Annotated in this window: 17 protein-coding genes and 1 pseudogene; all 18 read right to left on the reverse strand. The window is 36.1% G+C overall.

Annotation, left to right across the window (positions count from 1 at the left end):
• Positions 1 to 4: 4 nt before the first annotated feature.
• Entirely contained in the window at positions 5 to 886 is an 882-nt protein-coding gene (galU, locus tag RBB48_RS06945) for a UTP--glucose-1-phosphate uridylyltransferase GalU (RefSeq protein WP_098146010.1), read from the reverse strand.
• Positions 887 to 1129: 243 nt separating this feature from the next.
• Complete coding sequence (locus tag RBB48_RS06950; protein ID WP_098962323.1) at positions 1130 to 1897, reverse strand: tyrosine-protein phosphatase; 768 nt, start codon at positions 1895 to 1897, stop codon at positions 1130 to 1132.
• A gap of 108 nt (positions 1898 to 2005) precedes the next feature.
• Positions 2006 to 2707, reverse strand: a complete 702-nt coding sequence (locus RBB48_RS06955) for a CpsD/CapB family tyrosine-protein kinase (RefSeq protein WP_098146016.1) — start codon at positions 2705 to 2707, stop codon at positions 2006 to 2008.
• The gene (locus RBB48_RS06960; protein ID WP_098146019.1) at positions 2697 to 3440 is read right to left on the reverse strand and encodes a YveK family protein; all 744 of its coding nucleotides are present in this window, start codon (positions 3438 to 3440) and stop codon (positions 2697 to 2699) included. The genes RBB48_RS06955 and RBB48_RS06960 overlap by 11 nt, the downstream gene beginning before the upstream one ends.
• Before the next feature lie 277 nt (positions 3441 to 3717).
• Complete coding sequence (locus RBB48_RS06965; RefSeq protein WP_306007483.1) at positions 3718 to 4395, reverse strand: CpsD/CapB family tyrosine-protein kinase; 678 nt, start codon at positions 4393 to 4395, stop codon at positions 3718 to 3720.
• Positions 4396 to 4743: 348 nt separating this feature from the next.
• The gene (gene fabZ, locus RBB48_RS06970; RefSeq protein WP_000931959.1) at positions 4744 to 5178 is read right to left on the reverse strand and encodes a 3-hydroxyacyl-ACP dehydratase FabZ; all 435 of its coding nucleotides are present in this window, start codon (positions 5176 to 5178) and stop codon (positions 4744 to 4746) included.
• Between the two features lie 506 nt (positions 5179 to 5684).
• On the reverse strand, positions 5685 to 6686 hold the full coding sequence (mreB, locus tag RBB48_RS06975) for a rod shape-determining protein (protein WP_000457990.1): 1002 nt from the start codon (positions 6684 to 6686) through the stop codon (positions 5685 to 5687).
• Between the two features lie 161 nt (positions 6687 to 6847).
• Positions 6848 to 7120: a sporulation transcriptional regulator SpoIIID gene (gene spoIIID, locus RBB48_RS06980; RefSeq protein ID WP_000544012.1), complete on the reverse strand. Its 273-nt coding sequence runs from the start codon at positions 7118 to 7120 to the stop codon at positions 6848 to 6850.
• A gap of 307 nt (positions 7121 to 7427) precedes the next feature.
• Positions 7428 to 7562, reverse strand: a complete 135-nt coding sequence (locus RBB48_RS06985; protein WP_000008903.1) for a hypothetical protein — start codon at positions 7560 to 7562, stop codon at positions 7428 to 7430.
• A 287-nt stretch (positions 7563 to 7849) separates the two neighbouring features.
• Positions 7850 to 8809: a stage II sporulation protein SpoIIQ gene (spoIIQ, locus tag RBB48_RS06990; RefSeq protein WP_088608243.1), complete on the reverse strand. Its 960-nt coding sequence runs from the start codon at positions 8807 to 8809 to the stop codon at positions 7850 to 7852.
• Positions 8810 to 8971: 162 nt separating this feature from the next.
• Entirely contained in the window at positions 8972 to 9679 is a 708-nt protein-coding gene (locus tag RBB48_RS06995; RefSeq protein ID WP_088064857.1) for an ABC transporter permease, read from the reverse strand.
• The gene (locus tag RBB48_RS07000; RefSeq protein ID WP_306007485.1) at positions 9679 to 10521 is read right to left on the reverse strand and encodes an ABC transporter ATP-binding protein; all 843 of its coding nucleotides are present in this window, start codon (positions 10519 to 10521) and stop codon (positions 9679 to 9681) included. The genes RBB48_RS06995 and RBB48_RS07000 overlap by 1 nt, the downstream gene beginning before the upstream one ends.
• Before the next feature lie 180 nt (positions 10522 to 10701).
• Positions 10702 to 11709, reverse strand: a complete 1008-nt coding sequence (locus RBB48_RS07005; protein ID WP_306007486.1) for a LytTR family transcriptional regulator DNA-binding domain-containing protein — start codon at positions 11707 to 11709, stop codon at positions 10702 to 10704.
• Between the two features lie 116 nt (positions 11710 to 11825).
• A pseudogene (locus RBB48_RS07010) lies at positions 11826 to 12240 on the reverse strand (AMP-binding enzyme); the annotation flags it as partial.
• A gap of 103 nt (positions 12241 to 12343) precedes the next feature.
• Positions 12344 to 13363 (reverse strand): stage II sporulation protein D, encoded by a 1020-nt coding sequence (spoIID, locus tag RBB48_RS07015; RefSeq protein WP_048566710.1) that lies wholly within the window; start codon positions 13361 to 13363, stop codon positions 12344 to 12346.
• A 208-nt stretch (positions 13364 to 13571) separates the two neighbouring features.
• Positions 13572 to 14876, reverse strand: a complete 1305-nt coding sequence (gene murA, locus RBB48_RS07020; protein ID WP_000411269.1) for a UDP-N-acetylglucosamine 1-carboxyvinyltransferase — start codon at positions 14874 to 14876, stop codon at positions 13572 to 13574.
• A 39-nt stretch (positions 14877 to 14915) separates the two neighbouring features.
• Positions 14916 to 15620, reverse strand: coding sequence for a YwmB family TATA-box binding protein (locus RBB48_RS07025; protein WP_371399543.1), 705 nt, complete (start codon positions 15618 to 15620; stop codon positions 14916 to 14918).
• A gap of 51 nt (positions 15621 to 15671) precedes the next feature.
• Positions 15672 to 15908: a DUF1146 family protein gene (locus tag RBB48_RS07030; RefSeq protein WP_000940744.1), complete on the reverse strand. Its 237-nt coding sequence runs from the start codon at positions 15906 to 15908 to the stop codon at positions 15672 to 15674.
• Positions 15909 to 16082: the final 174 nt, after the last annotated feature.

Genomic DNA, 16082 nt, shown 5'->3' on the forward strand with positions numbered 1-16082 from the left:
CACTTTACAAATATACATTTTCTTTTTTCACAAGTTCATTCATATATTTCATTAATTCACCCTTTAATTCATCATGTTGAAGCGCCATCTCAATTGTCGTTTTAATAAACCCAAACTTCTCTCCAACATCATAACGAATACCTTCGAAGTCATACGCAAATACTCGTTGAATTTCGTTTAAGTGTTGAATTGCATCTGTCAATTGAATTTCTCCACCTGCTCCTGTTTCTTGATTTTCGAGGAACGCAAAAATTTCAGGTGTTAATATGTAACGACCCATAATCGCTAAATTTGATGGTGCTGTACCTTCTGCTGGCTTTTCAACAAACTGACGCACTTGATAACGACGGTCATTTTGTTCAATTGGATCGATAATACCGTAACGATGTGTTTCGTTTTCTGGCACTGTTTGTACACCGATAACTGACGATTGTGTTTCTTCGTATTGATCCATTAATTGACGTAAACATGGTGTTTTTGCTTGTACAATATCATCACCAAGTAATACTGCAAATGGCTCACTTCCAATAAATTTACGTGCGCACCATACTGCGTGCCCAAGTCCTTTCGGCTCTTTTTGTCTTATGTAATGAATATTAATTTTTGATGAAGCTTGTACTTTCTCAAGTATTTCATGCTTTCCTTTTTCTAAAAGGTTTTGTTCTAATTCAAAGGAATGATCAAAATGATCTTCAATCGCACGTTTTCCTTTTCCAGTAACAATAATAATGTCTTCAATTCCAGATTCTATTGCTTCTTCTACTATGTATTGAATTGTCGGTTTATCGACGATTGGTAACATTTCTTTCGGCATCGCTTTCGTTGCTGGTAAAAATCTCGTTCCCAGACCAGCTGCTGGAATAATTGCTTTTCTTACTTTTTTCAATTCTATTCCCCCTACATCCTTTTATTCATATGTAACAATAACAAAAACCCTACCTATAGAGTCATTGCTATAACTCCATAGGTAGAGTTTCTATTACAAATAAATGATGGGCATCTAACCCAACCTCACGTCATACTCCCGACGACAAGCGTCTAAGGTAGGTTCGAAATAAAAAAATTTCTACCCACAGCACGACCGAGTGCCTCCGTTGATAACGGTTAGGAGACATCACCAGTTCTTTATTTAAAAAATACCGAACAATTTTTTACGACGAATTTGTTCCGGATCTTCTTTATAAATTGCTTTCCCGCTAATTATTAAATACGGATTTTCTTTTAAGTCGCTCATAACGTTCATTCCGAATTCTTTCTCAACTAATTCATAGCTTTCTGCTAAATGGAATCCTCTTGACGTTGTATTATGTGCATCTGATGCGATCATATGAGTTAAATTATGTTCCACAAGCTGTAGTGAAAACTTTTTAATTTTTTTACCAAACTTACCTAGTAAACTGCCTGCCGTTACTTGTGTTAATGCACCTTTATTGACAAGGTTATATAACTTATCTGGCCTCTCGATTAACTCGGCATTACGTTCGGGATGAACGATAATTGGAATCATTCCTTTTACACGTAGTTCATAAAATAGTTGTTCTGCATAACGAGGTACATGATTAGATGGAAATTCAATGAATATGTATTTGTTTGTTTCATTTAAAGTAACGATTTTACCAGCTTCATAGTCTTCTAATATGTCACCATATAACCTGACCTCTTGCCCCGGTAAAATGGTAAGTGGAATATTATGTTGTTGCAGTTCATCATTTAGTTGTTTTACTTGATGAAGAATTGAGGTACGTTCATTTATATATTTTCCATTTTGATGGTGTGGTGTCGCGACAATTGTATGAATACCTTCCTCTATTGCCTTTTGTGCCATCACTAAACTATCTGTTACTGTCTGTGCACCGTCATCGATACCAGGTAAAATGTGACAATGTAAATCTATCATTTGTTTCATCCTCCCTCTCTCATATAAATCTTTTTTCCCTTGAATATGAGACATCTCATATTCAAGGGAAAAAAGGAGATATGTTCTTCTCATATCTCACCCTTTCAATTAATTTGCACCGTAGTAATAATATAAGCTTTGTTCACGTTCACGATCATTCAGAACAACGCCTAACAGTTTACCTTTCGCTGATTCTAATAAACCTTTTGCTTTTACTGCAGCTTCTTTTTCTGTCGATTCACTACGAACGACAAGAATAGAAGCATCACATACATTTGCCATAATTTGGGCATCTGTAACAGCTAAAATTGGCGGTAAATCAAAAATGACTAAATCGTACATACTGTATGCTTGTGCAAGAAGTTCTTGCATTGATTTTGATCCTAATAATTCTGCTGGATTTGGCGGAATCGGACCACAAGCTAAAAAGTGTAAATTATCAACTGATGTTGTTTGTACACATTTTTCTAAACGTTCACTATGTGTTAATACGTTCGTTAACCCGAAAATATTATCCACTTGGAACATTTGATGCATTGCCGGTTTACGCATATCTGCATCAATTAATAATACTTTCTTTCCTTGCTGAGCAAACACGACTGACATATTCGCTGTCGTTGTCGTTTTACCTTCACTTGGGTTCGCAGACGTTACCATTAATGAATGTAAATTCGTATCAACAGCTGCAAATTCAATATTCGTTCGAATATTACGATATTGTTCTGAAATTGGTGATTTCGGTTGTTGATGAGCAATTAATTGACGACGTTGACGATGATTCTTTTTCTTTTTAAATAAATTAAGAGCCAATTGTTTGTCCCCTCACTTTTCTTGATGATGGAGCGTGTGATTTCACGTTCATTGTTTCTTCATCCATACGAGCTACAATACCTAACACTGGTAAGCCAAGTAAACTTTCTACATCTTCTTCTTTTTTTACTGTGTTATCTAAGTATTCTAGTAAGAATGCAAGACCAACTGCAGCCATTAAACCAACAACGAAAGCAATTACTACATTTAACATTGGTCGTGGTTTAATTGGAGATTGATTTTCTGCGACTTCTGCTTTAGATAGTACTGTTACGTTATCAACGTTCATAATTTTTGCAACTTCACCTTTAAATACTTCTGCAGTTGTGTTAGCAATATCACGAGCTAATTTCGGATCTTTATCTTGCGCAGTTACCGCTACAACTTGTGAATCTTTTTCATTAGCCACTTCGATTTTTTTGTTTAATTCTTGTGTTGTTATGTTCAAACCTAATTTTTCTTTCACTTGATCCAAAATAACAGGACTTTTAATTATAACTTTGTATGTATTTGTTAACTGAATATTTGTTTGTACCTCATTGTATTGAATTGCTGCTCCCTCTTGCTTCTTCTGATTCACAAGAATTTGCGTCGAAGATTGATAGATTGGTGTCATGAAGAAGAAGCTAATGATAGCACTTACTATAGCAGCACCAAAGGCGATTACGAGGATCATCGCTAAACGTTTTTTTAAAATATGAAATAACTCTTTCAAACTAATTGTTTCTTCCATAAGTTCCTCCAACTTTCTAAAATTTGCACATAAGAAAAATTATAACATATAAATCTTACATTTTTTATTTTGAATATTTTAGTTCTACATTTATTGACATCAAGCAAATATAATCTTACAAAATAATCTTAAATATGACAACACATTCCAACGAATTTCCAAAATTTCTATTGTATCATTTTTTTCATATAATTCAATAAGGAATTTTATAAAGATTCAAAAAAAGCTGATAAAAATATTTATCAGCTTTCTCATTTACTATTCTATACATTATTTTCTAATAATATCCATATTGTTCTTTTTCTTCTCTTTTATCGTTTAAGACGACACCAAGTAATTTACCGGACGCTTTGTCTAATATTTGCTTCGCTTTTAAAATTTTATCTTTTTCTGTTTTTTCACTGCGTACGACAAGTACGATTCCATCGCATTTGTTCGCTAGTATTTGTGCATCGGTAACCGCAAGAACCGGTGGTGTGTCGATTAGAATAATATCAAACATGTTATATGCTTCTAGTAATGTCTCGTCCATTATCCGGCTACCTAATAGTTCAGCTGGGTTTGGCGGGATTGGACCTGCCGCCATTAAGTATACATTCTCTATATCTGTTTTTTGAATACATTGCATCAGTTTCGCTTGTCCTGATAATAAGTTCGTTAATCCATTTGAATTGTGAATGGCAAATAAGTTTTGAATCGTTGGCTTACGCAAGTCAGCTCCGATTAATAAGACTTTCTTTCCTTGTTGTCCGAAAACAACTGCTAAGTTTGCGATTGTCGTTGTTTTTCCGTCACCTGGATCTGCCGAGGTAACAATAATAGAACGAACATGATTATCTACAGATGTAAATTCAATATTTGTACGAATGTTACGGTATTGCTCTGCAACACGTGATTTAGGCTCTTTATGTGTGATTAATTGTCGTAATGGTTTTCTTTTCTTTCTTCCGAACATATTCATAGTCTCCTTTTGTGAAATGCGACATTTCTCCTTTTTCTCTCTATGCTCGATTTCATACATCTAATTAATATTTTATATTGCTGATTTCCCTACATCTCATCATAATCACTAACATTCTACTTTGTCTTATATAAACGCCTTAACAATATGACAATGACTTTCCTTCTTTTCTATTCTTATCATTTATCCTATTTTTCAAATAAACAATAAAGTAATTATATGGTAATTATTTTCTATACACAAGTAATATTCTGACTAGTTTGTATTTTAACAATTACACCAATATATATTGGAAATAAAAAAATCTCCTTGTATTTTCACAAGAAGATTTTTTTATTTCTGTTATTCTTTTTTATCACCAATCGCAAATGTAATTTCAGCTTCACATGCAACTTCACCATCTACTGTTGCGATTGCTTTTCCTTTACCAATCGGACCACGTACACGTGTCATTTCTACTTCTAGGCGAAGTTGATCACCTGGACGTACTTGTTTTTTAAAGCGGCAATTGTCGATACCCGCGAAGAAAGCAAGTCTTCCGCGGTTTTCTTCTTTCTTTAATACCGCAACTGCTCCAACTTGTGCTAATGCTTCTACAATAAGTACACCGGGCATAACTGCATAGTCAGGAAAGTGCCCGTTAAAGAATTCTTCGTTTGCGGATACATTTTTAATTCCAACCGCTCTTTTACCTTCATCTACTTCTAATATTTTATCAACAAGTAAAAATGGATAGCGGTGAGGAATGATTTCTTTAATTTGTTCTATATTTAGCATATAACAATCGCCCCTTTTGTAATATTGGTCTTACCACTTGGACATATTGTTTATTATCCCATTTTGTTTATTGTTTGTCATTATAAAGTGAAACTTTAATATCTTTTCAGCTTTATATATAAAAAAATGCACACACTCTATTCTCTTAAAATAGTTGCATATTCCAGCAACTGACACGGAGGTAGAAAAGAGTGTATGCCCAAATTAGGGAAAGGCAATATGTATTTGAACATGATTTGCCTTAATGTCGTATTCGACTCATTATATTATAAACGTTTTCAAATAAGGAAATATTAAATTTAACCATATATATGAATATTTTACCTATTTCCTTCGTTTTTCTTTATTTTTCTTCTATTTTCTCAATAAATCAAAATAAAATAAAAAAATGAAAGAATAAAAAAACAAAAAAAGAACTTCGGTTAACACCTTAGTTCTTCTCATTTTTCCTACTATTTGCGAGCTAATAATAAGTGGGGGATACCCCCACTTATTAAAGTTTCACTTTATCGTAAAGCACGCTTTGGTAATTTATCGATATTCTCTAACATAATACCTGTACCAACCGCAACACATTGCATTGGGTTTTCAGCAATTAATACTGGTACTTTTAGTTCTTCTGCTAGAAGCATGTCGATACCGTGTAGTAAAGCTCCACCGCCCGTTAGAATAACACCGCGGTCGATAATGTCCGCAGATAGTTCTGGTGGCGTGCGCTCTAGTACGCCTTTTGCAGCTTGTACAATGATAGCCGCGTCTTCTTTTAGTGCTTCTGTAATTTCTTCAGAGCATACTGTAATTGTACGTGGTAAGCCCGTTACCATGTCACGTCCGCGAATTTCAAGCTCTTCGCTACGTGCACCTGGGAATACTGTACCAACTTTAATTTTAATATTTTCTGAAGTACGTTCTCCAATTAATAGCTTATACTTACGTTTAACGTAGTTTAAGATCTCCATATCAAACTTATCGCCAGCCATTTTGATAGAGGAAGAGGTAACAATATCACCCATAGATAGTACAGCGATATCTGTTGTACCTCCACCAATATCAACAACCATGTTACCGCTTGGTTGGAAGATTTCCATACCAGCACCAACTGCGGCTACTTTTGGTTCTTCTTCTAAAAATACTGTTTTACCACCTGAACGTTCAGCAGCCTCACGAATTGCTTTTTGTTCTACAGATGTGATATTTGTTGGACAGCAAATTAAAATGCGAGGTTTTGAAAAGAAGCTCTTCACGTCCAATTTGTTAATGAAATACTTTAACATTGCTTCTGTAATTTCGAAATCTGCGATTACACCATCTTTAAGCGGACGAATTGCTACAATATTACCAGGTGTACGTCCCACCATACTTCTTGCTTCTTCACCTACTGCTAATACTTTACCTGTGTTACGATCAATTGCCACAACAGATGGCTCATTTAATACAATACCTTTGCCTTTAACATGAATTAATACATTAGCCGTACCTAGGTCAATTCCGATATCTCGCGCAAACATTCCCGTCATTTCCTCCTCGATATTCAAAATCAGGTTACACCCGAATTCTTTTACACCTAATTTCTGATTTTATCATAAATTTAACAGAAACGTAATATTCGCAAAAAGAATTCTTCTGAAAAATATTACCGAATTGAAACGGAATGTTTGCGATCGCATATTTATTGACGGACCGGCTTTTCTACATCTTCTTTTCTATACTTTTGTTTTGTTGCTTCTCCGCCTCTTAAATGACGAATAGACTTATGATAATCAAGAATTTCTTTCACTTCATTTGCGAGCTCTGGATTAATTTCTGGTAGACGTTCCGTTAAATCTTTATGGACTGTACTCTTTGATACCCCAAATTCCTTTGCAATGACACGCACTGTCTTTCTTGTCTCCACGATATACTTACCAATCTTGATAGTTCTCTCTTTGATGTAATCGTGCACACCACTCGCCTCCCTAAATTGGATGTGAGAAGTGTGAAATGAGCCTCGCTGCATACGACTAAGAAGTAAGTGTGAGTGCTGTTTGTAAGCGTTAAACATTCTTGGATTTATAATGAAATGATTCACGATTTCTCACCTCAAACACTCTCTTTGCTTTGGTTTATACCATTGTATTGCCCGCACTACTGATATATGCTACATGTTCACTATTTTTGCGGACTAAGTTAAGAAAAATTACGTTTTTTTGTGAGAAATACGTTAACAGTGACTATTTTGGCGAAAAAAATGACACCTTGTATATAAGGTGTCATTCTTCTCGTTCCAACTCTTCTTCTAACAATTGATGGTGGGGAACCTCTTTCTTACCGGCAATATAATAATATAAAGTGAATAAAACAAACAATAAAATAATAGCAGTCGACAGAACAAATAAAAATGACACAGTATCCCCTCCTGTTTGTAATATATATTCGAGAATCTCGTCATATTTCCTTGTTATTGCAACTTTTTTCTCGAAATTGAGTATTTTTATATAAAGTGAAACTTTAATCGGCGGGCGCCATTTCCCACTGATTCTTAGCCTTCACCAATCGGGCTTTTACGGGCAGTTGACCCCAGGCCTAACTTCTTAGCTTTCACTGAATTTTGAAGTAGGGGTCTTACTGCCCGTTAATGCGGGGTAAAAGTAAAAAAATCAGCTCTCTAGTGAGAACTGATTTTTTCACTTTCTTATTCTTGTGAAGAAGAACTGTTAGATGATTCTGTAGAACCATTTGTTGATTTTTCTTCTTTCTTCGGTTCTTCTTTTTTGTCACTAGTCGAACCGCTTGTTGATTTTTCTTCTTTCTTCGGCTCTTCTTTTTTGTCACTAGTCGAACCGCTTGTTGATTTTTCTTCTTTTTGAGACTTATCTTCTGTTTTACTTTCTGGTTTCGTGCTTGTTGACTTCTCTTCTTTTTGAGATTTTTCATCAGCCTTTTTACCAGAAGCATTCGTTGCTTTTGCAGCACCCGCATCAGCTTTAATTTCTGCTACTGATTTATTTAAGTAGCGCTCAGGGTTCACAGCCACGTTGTCTTTACGTACTTCAAAGTGAACGTGAGAACCTGCTTCTTTATTCATTGCACTTAGACCGGATTTTCCTAATACTTCACCTTGTGCAACTCGTGCACCTTTTTCTACTTTCACACTGCCTAAGCTTTGATAAGAAACTGCTACACCATTTCCGCTATCAACTGTTACAACATAACCAAGAAGTGAATCTTTTTCAGCTTTCGTTACTGTACCACTTAAAGCAGCAGCTACATCGAATTCTTTTCCATTCTTCGCAGCAATGTCGATTCCTTTATTTGGGGAATATGTGTTGTTATAAAAGACAAGTGCTTTTTCTTGTTCCGCCTCAGTTGCTGCATCTTCATAGAATTTCTTCTGTACGACTACTTCCGCATTAGCGGCAGCTGGCATTTTCACTACTTCTGAAGATTTCGTTACTGGTACTGCTGGATCTTCCGATTGTGTATACGGTGTTGCTTGATCTTGGTTCGGAGTCTTCTTCGGATTAGCCCCCTGGAACCATAGCGCAACCATTAAAATTACCGCTGCACAAGCAATGTACAGTGCTGGAAACACCCATCTTTTTTGAAATAAATGTACTACCTTTTGCGACTTTTTATTATTTCTTCCTCGCATTCCATCATCACCTCAGCAATCATTTTGAACAATATTCACGTATCCTATACAACCTATAACTAATTACTTTTCGACAAAATCTGTAAAAATATGTATAAGAATTGTAAAATTTCCGAGGAAATGATAGAAAAAATAAAAAACTGAGCACTTTCGGCTCAGTTTTTAGTCCATTTGTTTCTTTCTATACACGAAGAGTGTAATAACAAGTACCGCAACTAACCAAATTATTATGTTCAATAAATTACTAGTAATTGCACTAAAACCCTCCCCCTTTATAACACTGCTAACTGCCACACCGATATGACGAGTTGGTAAATAATCGATTATTTTTGTAACGACTTCATTCTTCACAAACATTCCAATTAAATCACCGAAAAGAAATATCATTAATATTGGCAATCCAATTGTTGATGTTTGTGGTACATTTTGAGCTAATAATCCAATACAAGTACCAATAAGGTTAAATATTAGCATTCCGAGAACAAAGATAAGTAATAATAATGCAAAATTACCTTCTAATTTACCTAAAATAAGTAGATTAATAAAACAGATTGCAACTGTAATCAGACCTGTTAATGAACTTTTGCCAATTAATACTTCAATTGATGATGCTGGTGATAGCATAAGAACACGAAGCGTATTTTTTTCCTTTTCTTCGGCAATGAGCATTGCCTGTACAAAACCTCCGACCATAACTAACGTCATCGCAGTTAATGAATTCGCTCCAATTTCTCTCATATTATCTGAGCGACTAAATAATACCGAAAAGACAAGTGGCATTAACAACATAATTAAAGTTTGTGAATTCGTTTTAAAATCTTGTAACTCTTTCCGAAAAATAGCTGAAAATCGTCTCATTGAAAATGTCATTATAATCCCCTCCCAGTAACTTCAATAAAGATATCGCCTAACGTTGGCTCATAAGAATGAATGGATAATAGTTCTCCTTTTTTCATCCACTCTGAAATACGTTTTGCACCTAATTCATCTTTTTGTACCGTTTCTTTCTTCTTATCCTTTAACACGACTTGTATTTGATCTTTCGCGTATTGTAAGCGAAGGTTCTCCGGTGTATCAAGCGCTACAATTTCTCCGCCACACAGAAAGGCAATGCGGTTACAAAGCGTTTCTGCTTCATCCATGTTGTGCGTCGTTAAGAAAATCGTCGTTCCTTCTGTATTTAAGTCTTTTAAGATTTTATGAATGTTTTGTACGTTAACTGGATCGAGTGCAGATGTTGGTTCGTCTAAGAAGAGGATATCTGGTTTATGAAGAATTGCTCTAGCTAATGTAACGCGCTGCTTCATTCCTTTTGATAGTTTCTTTACTAATGTTTTCTTATCATCTAATAAGTTCACTTGCGCTAACACTTCATCAATCCGCTCTTTTTTGCAATCGTATAAGTCACAAAATAATAGTAAGTTATCATAAATGCTAAGTCTTTCGTATAAGCCGCTATTGTCTGTTAAAATACCAATTCGTTTATAGTCGATGCTGCTTGGTCCGGTAATATCTTTACCTAGTACCCTCACTGTTCCAACGCTATGCAGCAATTGAGAAGTTAAAATCTTTACTGTTGTTGTTTTTCCAGATCCACTCGGCCCGAGGAATCCAAAAATTTCTCCTTGCTTCACTTCAATATTTACATTTCGAAGTGCCGTTTTTTCGTTGAAACTTTTCATTACATCTTTCATTTCAATTGCCAATGTCATCTCGTCATCCCCTTTGTTTTTTCTTTTATAGATGAAAGTCGCTTTAGCGCTTTTCGTTTGTTTGTTTCGCTTTTCTTGACTCAATCATATGAAAAACAAAAGGGTTACGCAGTAAAATACCGGTAAAAGGAGTATTTTTACCGGTGAATGAATCGTATTTTAAGCTTATTGGAGCAATTTTTATAGCCCAATCACACCTTTTAATTCATCCATTCGTCCTTTTGAAAGCGGGATTGAACTTTTTCTTTCATCATCCAAAATTAAGCTGAAACTGTTACGAGTCCACGTAATGACTTCTCGTACTCTTTGTAAATTCACAAGGTACGAGCGATGACATCTAAAGAACCCGAACCCTGTTAATCTCGCTTCTAGTTCACTTAATGTTAATGCACATACGAAATCACCTTCGCGCACATGGATATGTGTCACTCCGTTTTGCGTTTCAATAAAATGAATTTCCATCGGATCAAGTAAAATGATTTTATCGTTCACTTTCGCTGGAATTCTTTCAAGTTTCATTTGCGGAATCATTTGAACAACCTTTTCTTCATCCACCTCTTCAATTTCTTCTTGTTCGATTTCTATTTTCTTCACACCATCATTGTTTAATATGTATACATCTTCTGTTAACGAAAGGGCGTCCGATAGAAAGGATGACGTTATAAAAATCGCCTTTCCTTTCTCCTTCATTGCCATAATCGCTTTTCGAATAATAATCGTACTCTCTGTATCTACATTTTGCTCTGGTTCTTCCAAAATAACTAAATCCGGATTGTGAATCATAACACGCCCAATATGAAGACGACGTTTCTCTGAAAATGATAGTTTTTCTATTTTAACGTTTAATTTATCTAAGAGGCCAACATATTGTACGACTTCTTCCGTGCTCATATTTGATTCATAAAGTCCTATTAAGAACTTGAAGTATTCATTTACCTTCAAACGTTCGTATGCTTCATCTTTCAAAAAACAAAAACCGATGCGGGAATAATTTTTCTTTCCAATCGATTCTCCCTCAAATAGCACGTTGCCAGTTGAAGCTTCTTCCTCACCAATAATGATGCGGTGCAATACTTTAGCTGTATGGTTATTACATTGCAAAACAACGCATTGTCCCTTCTCAACCTTCAGTTCAACTGCCGGTAACTGGTTCGTCTTCCCTAATTGTCTCAACTCCAATAACGCCATTCTGTCTCCCCCAAATACTTTTTATCCTATTATACCAAACAATTAATGGAATATTTAGATATTTTATGAAGTATCATAAAAAGAAAGCTATCCAAATGAAAGGATAGCCTTCTTCTCTAGTTTTGCTCTACATACGTCTTGAGCTGATCACGCAGCGCTCTCTTTAAGAATTTCCCTACAGATGTTTTCGGAAATTCTGCTTTTAGTAAAGCATACAGATCTTCTCTTTCTACTGCTTGTCCCTCTTTTAGTAAAACGCAAGTAAACGGGACGTTTTTCATGCAGCACCGCCACAACAGATGCTTCTAACACTTTATCATGTGACATTAAAGCATTTTCTAAATCTACGGAAGAAATCCATTCGCCTCCACTTTTAATTAAATCTTTCGTACGATCAGCAATCTTAATACATCCTTCCGAATCAACCGTGACAATGTCTCCTGTATAGAGCCAACCGTCTTTCATTGATTCTTCTGTACGTTCATCCTTATAATAGCTTCCAGCGATCCATGGGCCCCTTAAACAGAGTTCTGTCACCACTGAACATTGACGATTTTTTTAATATATCTATTAACCTATCCACTAACAAAAGAAAACCGTCCCAACATAGCTCTTGGAACGGTCTCTTTTCCCCCTACTTCTTCACCATTAACTTTCCTTCATAATCATTCATCGACTTTATTTCGACACCCTTATAATAATGAGCAACGATATCTGTATATTTCTTACCTTCCGCCGCCATACCATTTGCTCCGTATTGGCTCATGCCAACGCCGTGACCGAATCCCTTCGTTGTAACGACGATTTTATCCCCTTCTTGTTTCCATGTGAAGTCAGAAGAGCGTAAATCTAACTTTTCACGAACTTGCTTTCCTGTTAATGTTTTCCCTTGAAATGCTACATCTTTTACTCGCTTTCCTTCCGTAAGATCTTTAATATTTCCAACCTTCCCGTCTGCCAACACCTTCACACCGAGACGTTTTTGAAAGTCAGCTACTGTAAAGGTTTGCTCGCTCGTAAATTTTGGAGAGGCTTGATCCCACGGACTATCTACGCTCTTTAAGTACGGATAATCATTTCCCCAATAATCAGCTGCATTTTCTGTCCGGCCATTACTCGTTGAGAAGAAGGATGCTGAGATTGGTTTTCCATCATACGTTAAAACTTGTCCTGCGGTTTTCGAAACAGCTTCTTCGATTTTCTTCAAATTATTTTCGTAGTTATTGCCCCATTGTTTCTTCAATTCTTCTTTACTTTTGTACACTTGATCTTTCACCGTATCGGTCACGTCCGCATTGTTTTTCTTACCTCCGCTTAGCATACGCTGTACCACAAATGTTCTCGCTGCTAATGCCTGCGCCTTTAGCGCCTCTATTTCAAAACTGGCATTCATCTCAGAAGCTACTACACCGGTCACATACTCCTCCATAGGTAATGTTTCTACCTTCTTTTGCCGATCACGATATACAGCAACTTGAACCGCTGTATCCACTTTCCCTGGAGCTGGTATACTTTCTATCGCTGGAGGAGTTTTAGAAGCTGCTTCTTCCCCTACTTTTGCTTTCGCAAACGGAATAACAAGAGCAGCAGGTACAATGATAACGAGCGCTATGAGAAGCGCTACTGTGATAAAAAGTGGCTTTGAAAATTTCATCTTATTTCCCCCAATATCCAAAAGCTTTACTCCATTCATTCTTATGGAACAACTCTTCCTTTTAGAACATACTTAAGGGGGAAGCAGCTAAAACGAAAATTTTCTAAATATTTTTACTGGTACGTGCATAAGTATAGAATTTATTGACTATAACAGTAATAACCCAAAAAAATAGTCCCTACGTCAAAAGACGTAGAGACTATTTCAATTAAGCGTGAAGATCAGAAACTTCTTGTTCTTTCACTTCTTCTACTTTTTCGTTTACACGTTCAATAGTTGCACCTAATGCAGCTAATTTCTTATGGAAATCTACATAACCACGGTCAAGATGCTTTAACTCAGTTACACGAGTGTAACCTTCAGATACTAAACCAGCTAAGATTAATGCAGCAGCAGCACGTAAGTCAGTTGCGCCTACTTCAGCACCTTGTAAGCTGTTTGGACCGTTCATAATAACAGAACGACCTTCGATTTTAATATCAGCATTCATACGACGGAATTCTTCAACGTGCATAAAGCGGTTTTCGAATACCGTTTCTGTAATCATACTTGTTCCATCAGCTTGTAGTAATAATGCCATCATTTGTGATTGCATGTCTGTTGGGAAACCTGGGTGAGGCATAGTTTTAATATCAACCGCTTTTAACTTATCTGGGCCAATAACACGTACACCTTCATTTTCCTCAATAACTTTAACACCCATTTCTTCCATTTTCGCTGTAATTGAGCGTAAATGTTCAGGTACAGCATTTTCAATTAAGATGTCTCCACCAGTAATTGCCGCTGCAACCATGAATGTTCCCGCTTCAATACGGTCAGGAATAATAGAGTGGTTTCCACCATATAATTTATCAACGCCTTCGATACGAATCGTTCCAGTTCCAGCTCCGCGTACTTTCGCTCCCATCGCATTTAAGAAGTTAGCTAAGTCAACGATTTCTGGTTCTTTCGCTGCGTTTTCAAGGATTGTTGTCCCTTTTGCTAATGTAGCTGCAGACATAATGTTTTCTGTTGCGCCCACGCTTGGGAAGTCTAAATAAATTTTAGCTCCTTTTAGTTCTCCCTCAACGTATGCCTCAACAAAACCATTACCAACCTGTACTTTTGCTCCCATTGCTTCGAAGCCTTTTAAATGTTGGTCAATTGGACGTGAACCAATTGCACATCCACCAGGAAGTGCAATACGAGCACGGCCGTTACGTGCAAGTAATGGTCCCATTACTTGAACAGATGCACGCATTTTACGTACATATTCAAATGGTGCTTCAATGTTTAGTTCTTTAGAAGCATCGATTGTTACTTGGTTATTTTCAAATACGACTTCAGCATTTAAATGACGTAATACCTCATTAATTGTGTATACATCAGACAAAACTGGTACTTCAGATAGTACATTCTTTCCATCACTCGCTAATAGGGCTGCAGCGATTATAGGTAATACAGCATTTTTTGCGCCCTCAACACGCACTGTGCCGTTTAACCGCTTTCCGCCACGGACGATGATCTTTTCCAAATTATTCCCCTCCGTGTCCTTTTTTCAGTATCTATTCACTCAATACTCAGAAGTTATGATCGGTGTGCCAACCACAATTGTATCTTTGTTGTCTGTAGAACGTATTGCTATTTGCACATTTATTTTCTCTCTATTTGTTGAAAGAGCGTCATCCCACTTTTTATTGTATGCGGAGACTGACACAAATGCTCTTTCTTCTATCTGTTCGATCGCTCTTGCTGAAAGATCTTTCAAAAACTGATTGGTTTTATTTTGCAAAACACCTTCAATCTTATCATTCAGTACACCTTGAACACAAGTGTAAATTATAGGTTTTTCACTAAAAATTTTATTTGTTTTCTGAATGTACTTCGGGTCCCATTTCGCCCCGCTTACTTCAAAAATAATGAAAGTGTTTTCTTTAGTATTTTCCTTACTCCATGTTACTACTACTCGTTCTTCATAAGAAGAAAACTTTTTATAGGATGTAGCTTTATATCCATCTGGAGATTGCTCTAATTCCCACTTTTGAATATTCGCCTTGTCCTTCACATCGTTTAACAACCTTTGAAACGTATGTATATTAGAAATTGTTTTTGTTTCTCGCGCTAACCATGACCACTTCTCTACTTTAGCATCATTTTTCTCTAAAGTTGCAATCATGCTCTCCATTTTCTGTTCATCGCTGATCGGTTTCATCTCTCTATATCCAACCAAAAATAAAACAACACTTATCATAACAATAAGAATGGCTTTAAGCTTCAATTTCATCCCCTCCTATCCCCATTGTTAACGGAGATATGAGGTTCTATACACTTACTTTACTAAATACGTTAAACTCTTTGAATAGCCTAAATAATCAAGGAAAAAGTTACTTACAGATGTCCCAATTGCAATTGTAATTAGGATGAGTAACACTCGCGTCTGCATCACTTTTCCAGACTTCATTAAACGCTCAATGTGAACACCTTGTAAGGCCCACCACGTAATGGTAATAAACAATAAATGCGAAACAATGGCAATCAGTGCTTGTTGCCCTAAAAGATGTGCCAAAAAATCGACCCCTTTTTACCCAGCTACTACTTACGAAATACTATAAAAACGATACCATGATAAGTAGGAGCCACACTTTTTCAAATACAAATAAACATCTTACATTTCACATCGTAATTTGCTCTCAAAAAACATATACCTACATGCATTTTCAATTGTAATTCACACAAAATA

Source organism: Bacillus sp. MMSF_3353 (assembly GCF_030733445.1).
Taxonomy (GTDB): Bacteria; Bacillota; Bacilli; order Bacillales; family Bacillaceae_G; genus Bacillus_A; species Bacillus_A wiedmannii.

Coding starts and splice junctions, on each gene's coding strand:
- RBB48_RS07000 (WP_306007485.1), bottom strand. CDS start 10,521: ATGACATTGGCAATTGAAATGAAAGATGTAATGAAAAGTTTCAACGAA.
- RBB48_RS06995 (WP_088064857.1), bottom strand. CDS start 9,679: ATGACATTTTCAATGAGACGATTTTCAGCTATTTTTCGGAAAGAGTTA.
- RBB48_RS06965 (WP_306007483.1), bottom strand. CDS start 4,395: ATGTTCGGAAGAAAGAAAAGAAAACCATTACGACAATTAATCACACAT.
- spoIID (WP_048566710.1), bottom strand. CDS start 13,363: ATGAAATTTTCAAAGCCACTTTTTATCACAGTAGCGCTTCTCATAGCG.
- RBB48_RS06950 (WP_098962323.1), bottom strand. CDS start 1,897: ATGATAGATTTACATTGTCACATTTTACCTGGTATCGATGACGGTGCA.
- fabZ (WP_000931959.1), bottom strand. CDS start 5,178: ATGCTAAATATAGAACAAATTAAAGAAATCATTCCTCACCGCTATCCA.
- mreB (WP_000457990.1), bottom strand. CDS start 6,686: ATGTTTGCGCGAGATATCGGAATTGACCTAGGTACGGCTAATGTATTA.
- RBB48_RS06960 (WP_098146019.1), bottom strand. CDS start 3,440: ATGGAAGAAACAATTAGTTTGAAAGAGTTATTTCATATTTTAAAAAAA.
- RBB48_RS07005 (WP_306007486.1), bottom strand. CDS start 11,709: ATGGCGTTATTGGAGTTGAGACAATTAGGGAAGACGAACCAGTTACCG.
- spoIIQ (WP_088608243.1), bottom strand. CDS start 8,809: ATGCGAGGAAGAAATAATAAAAAGTCGCAAAAGGTAGTACATTTATTT.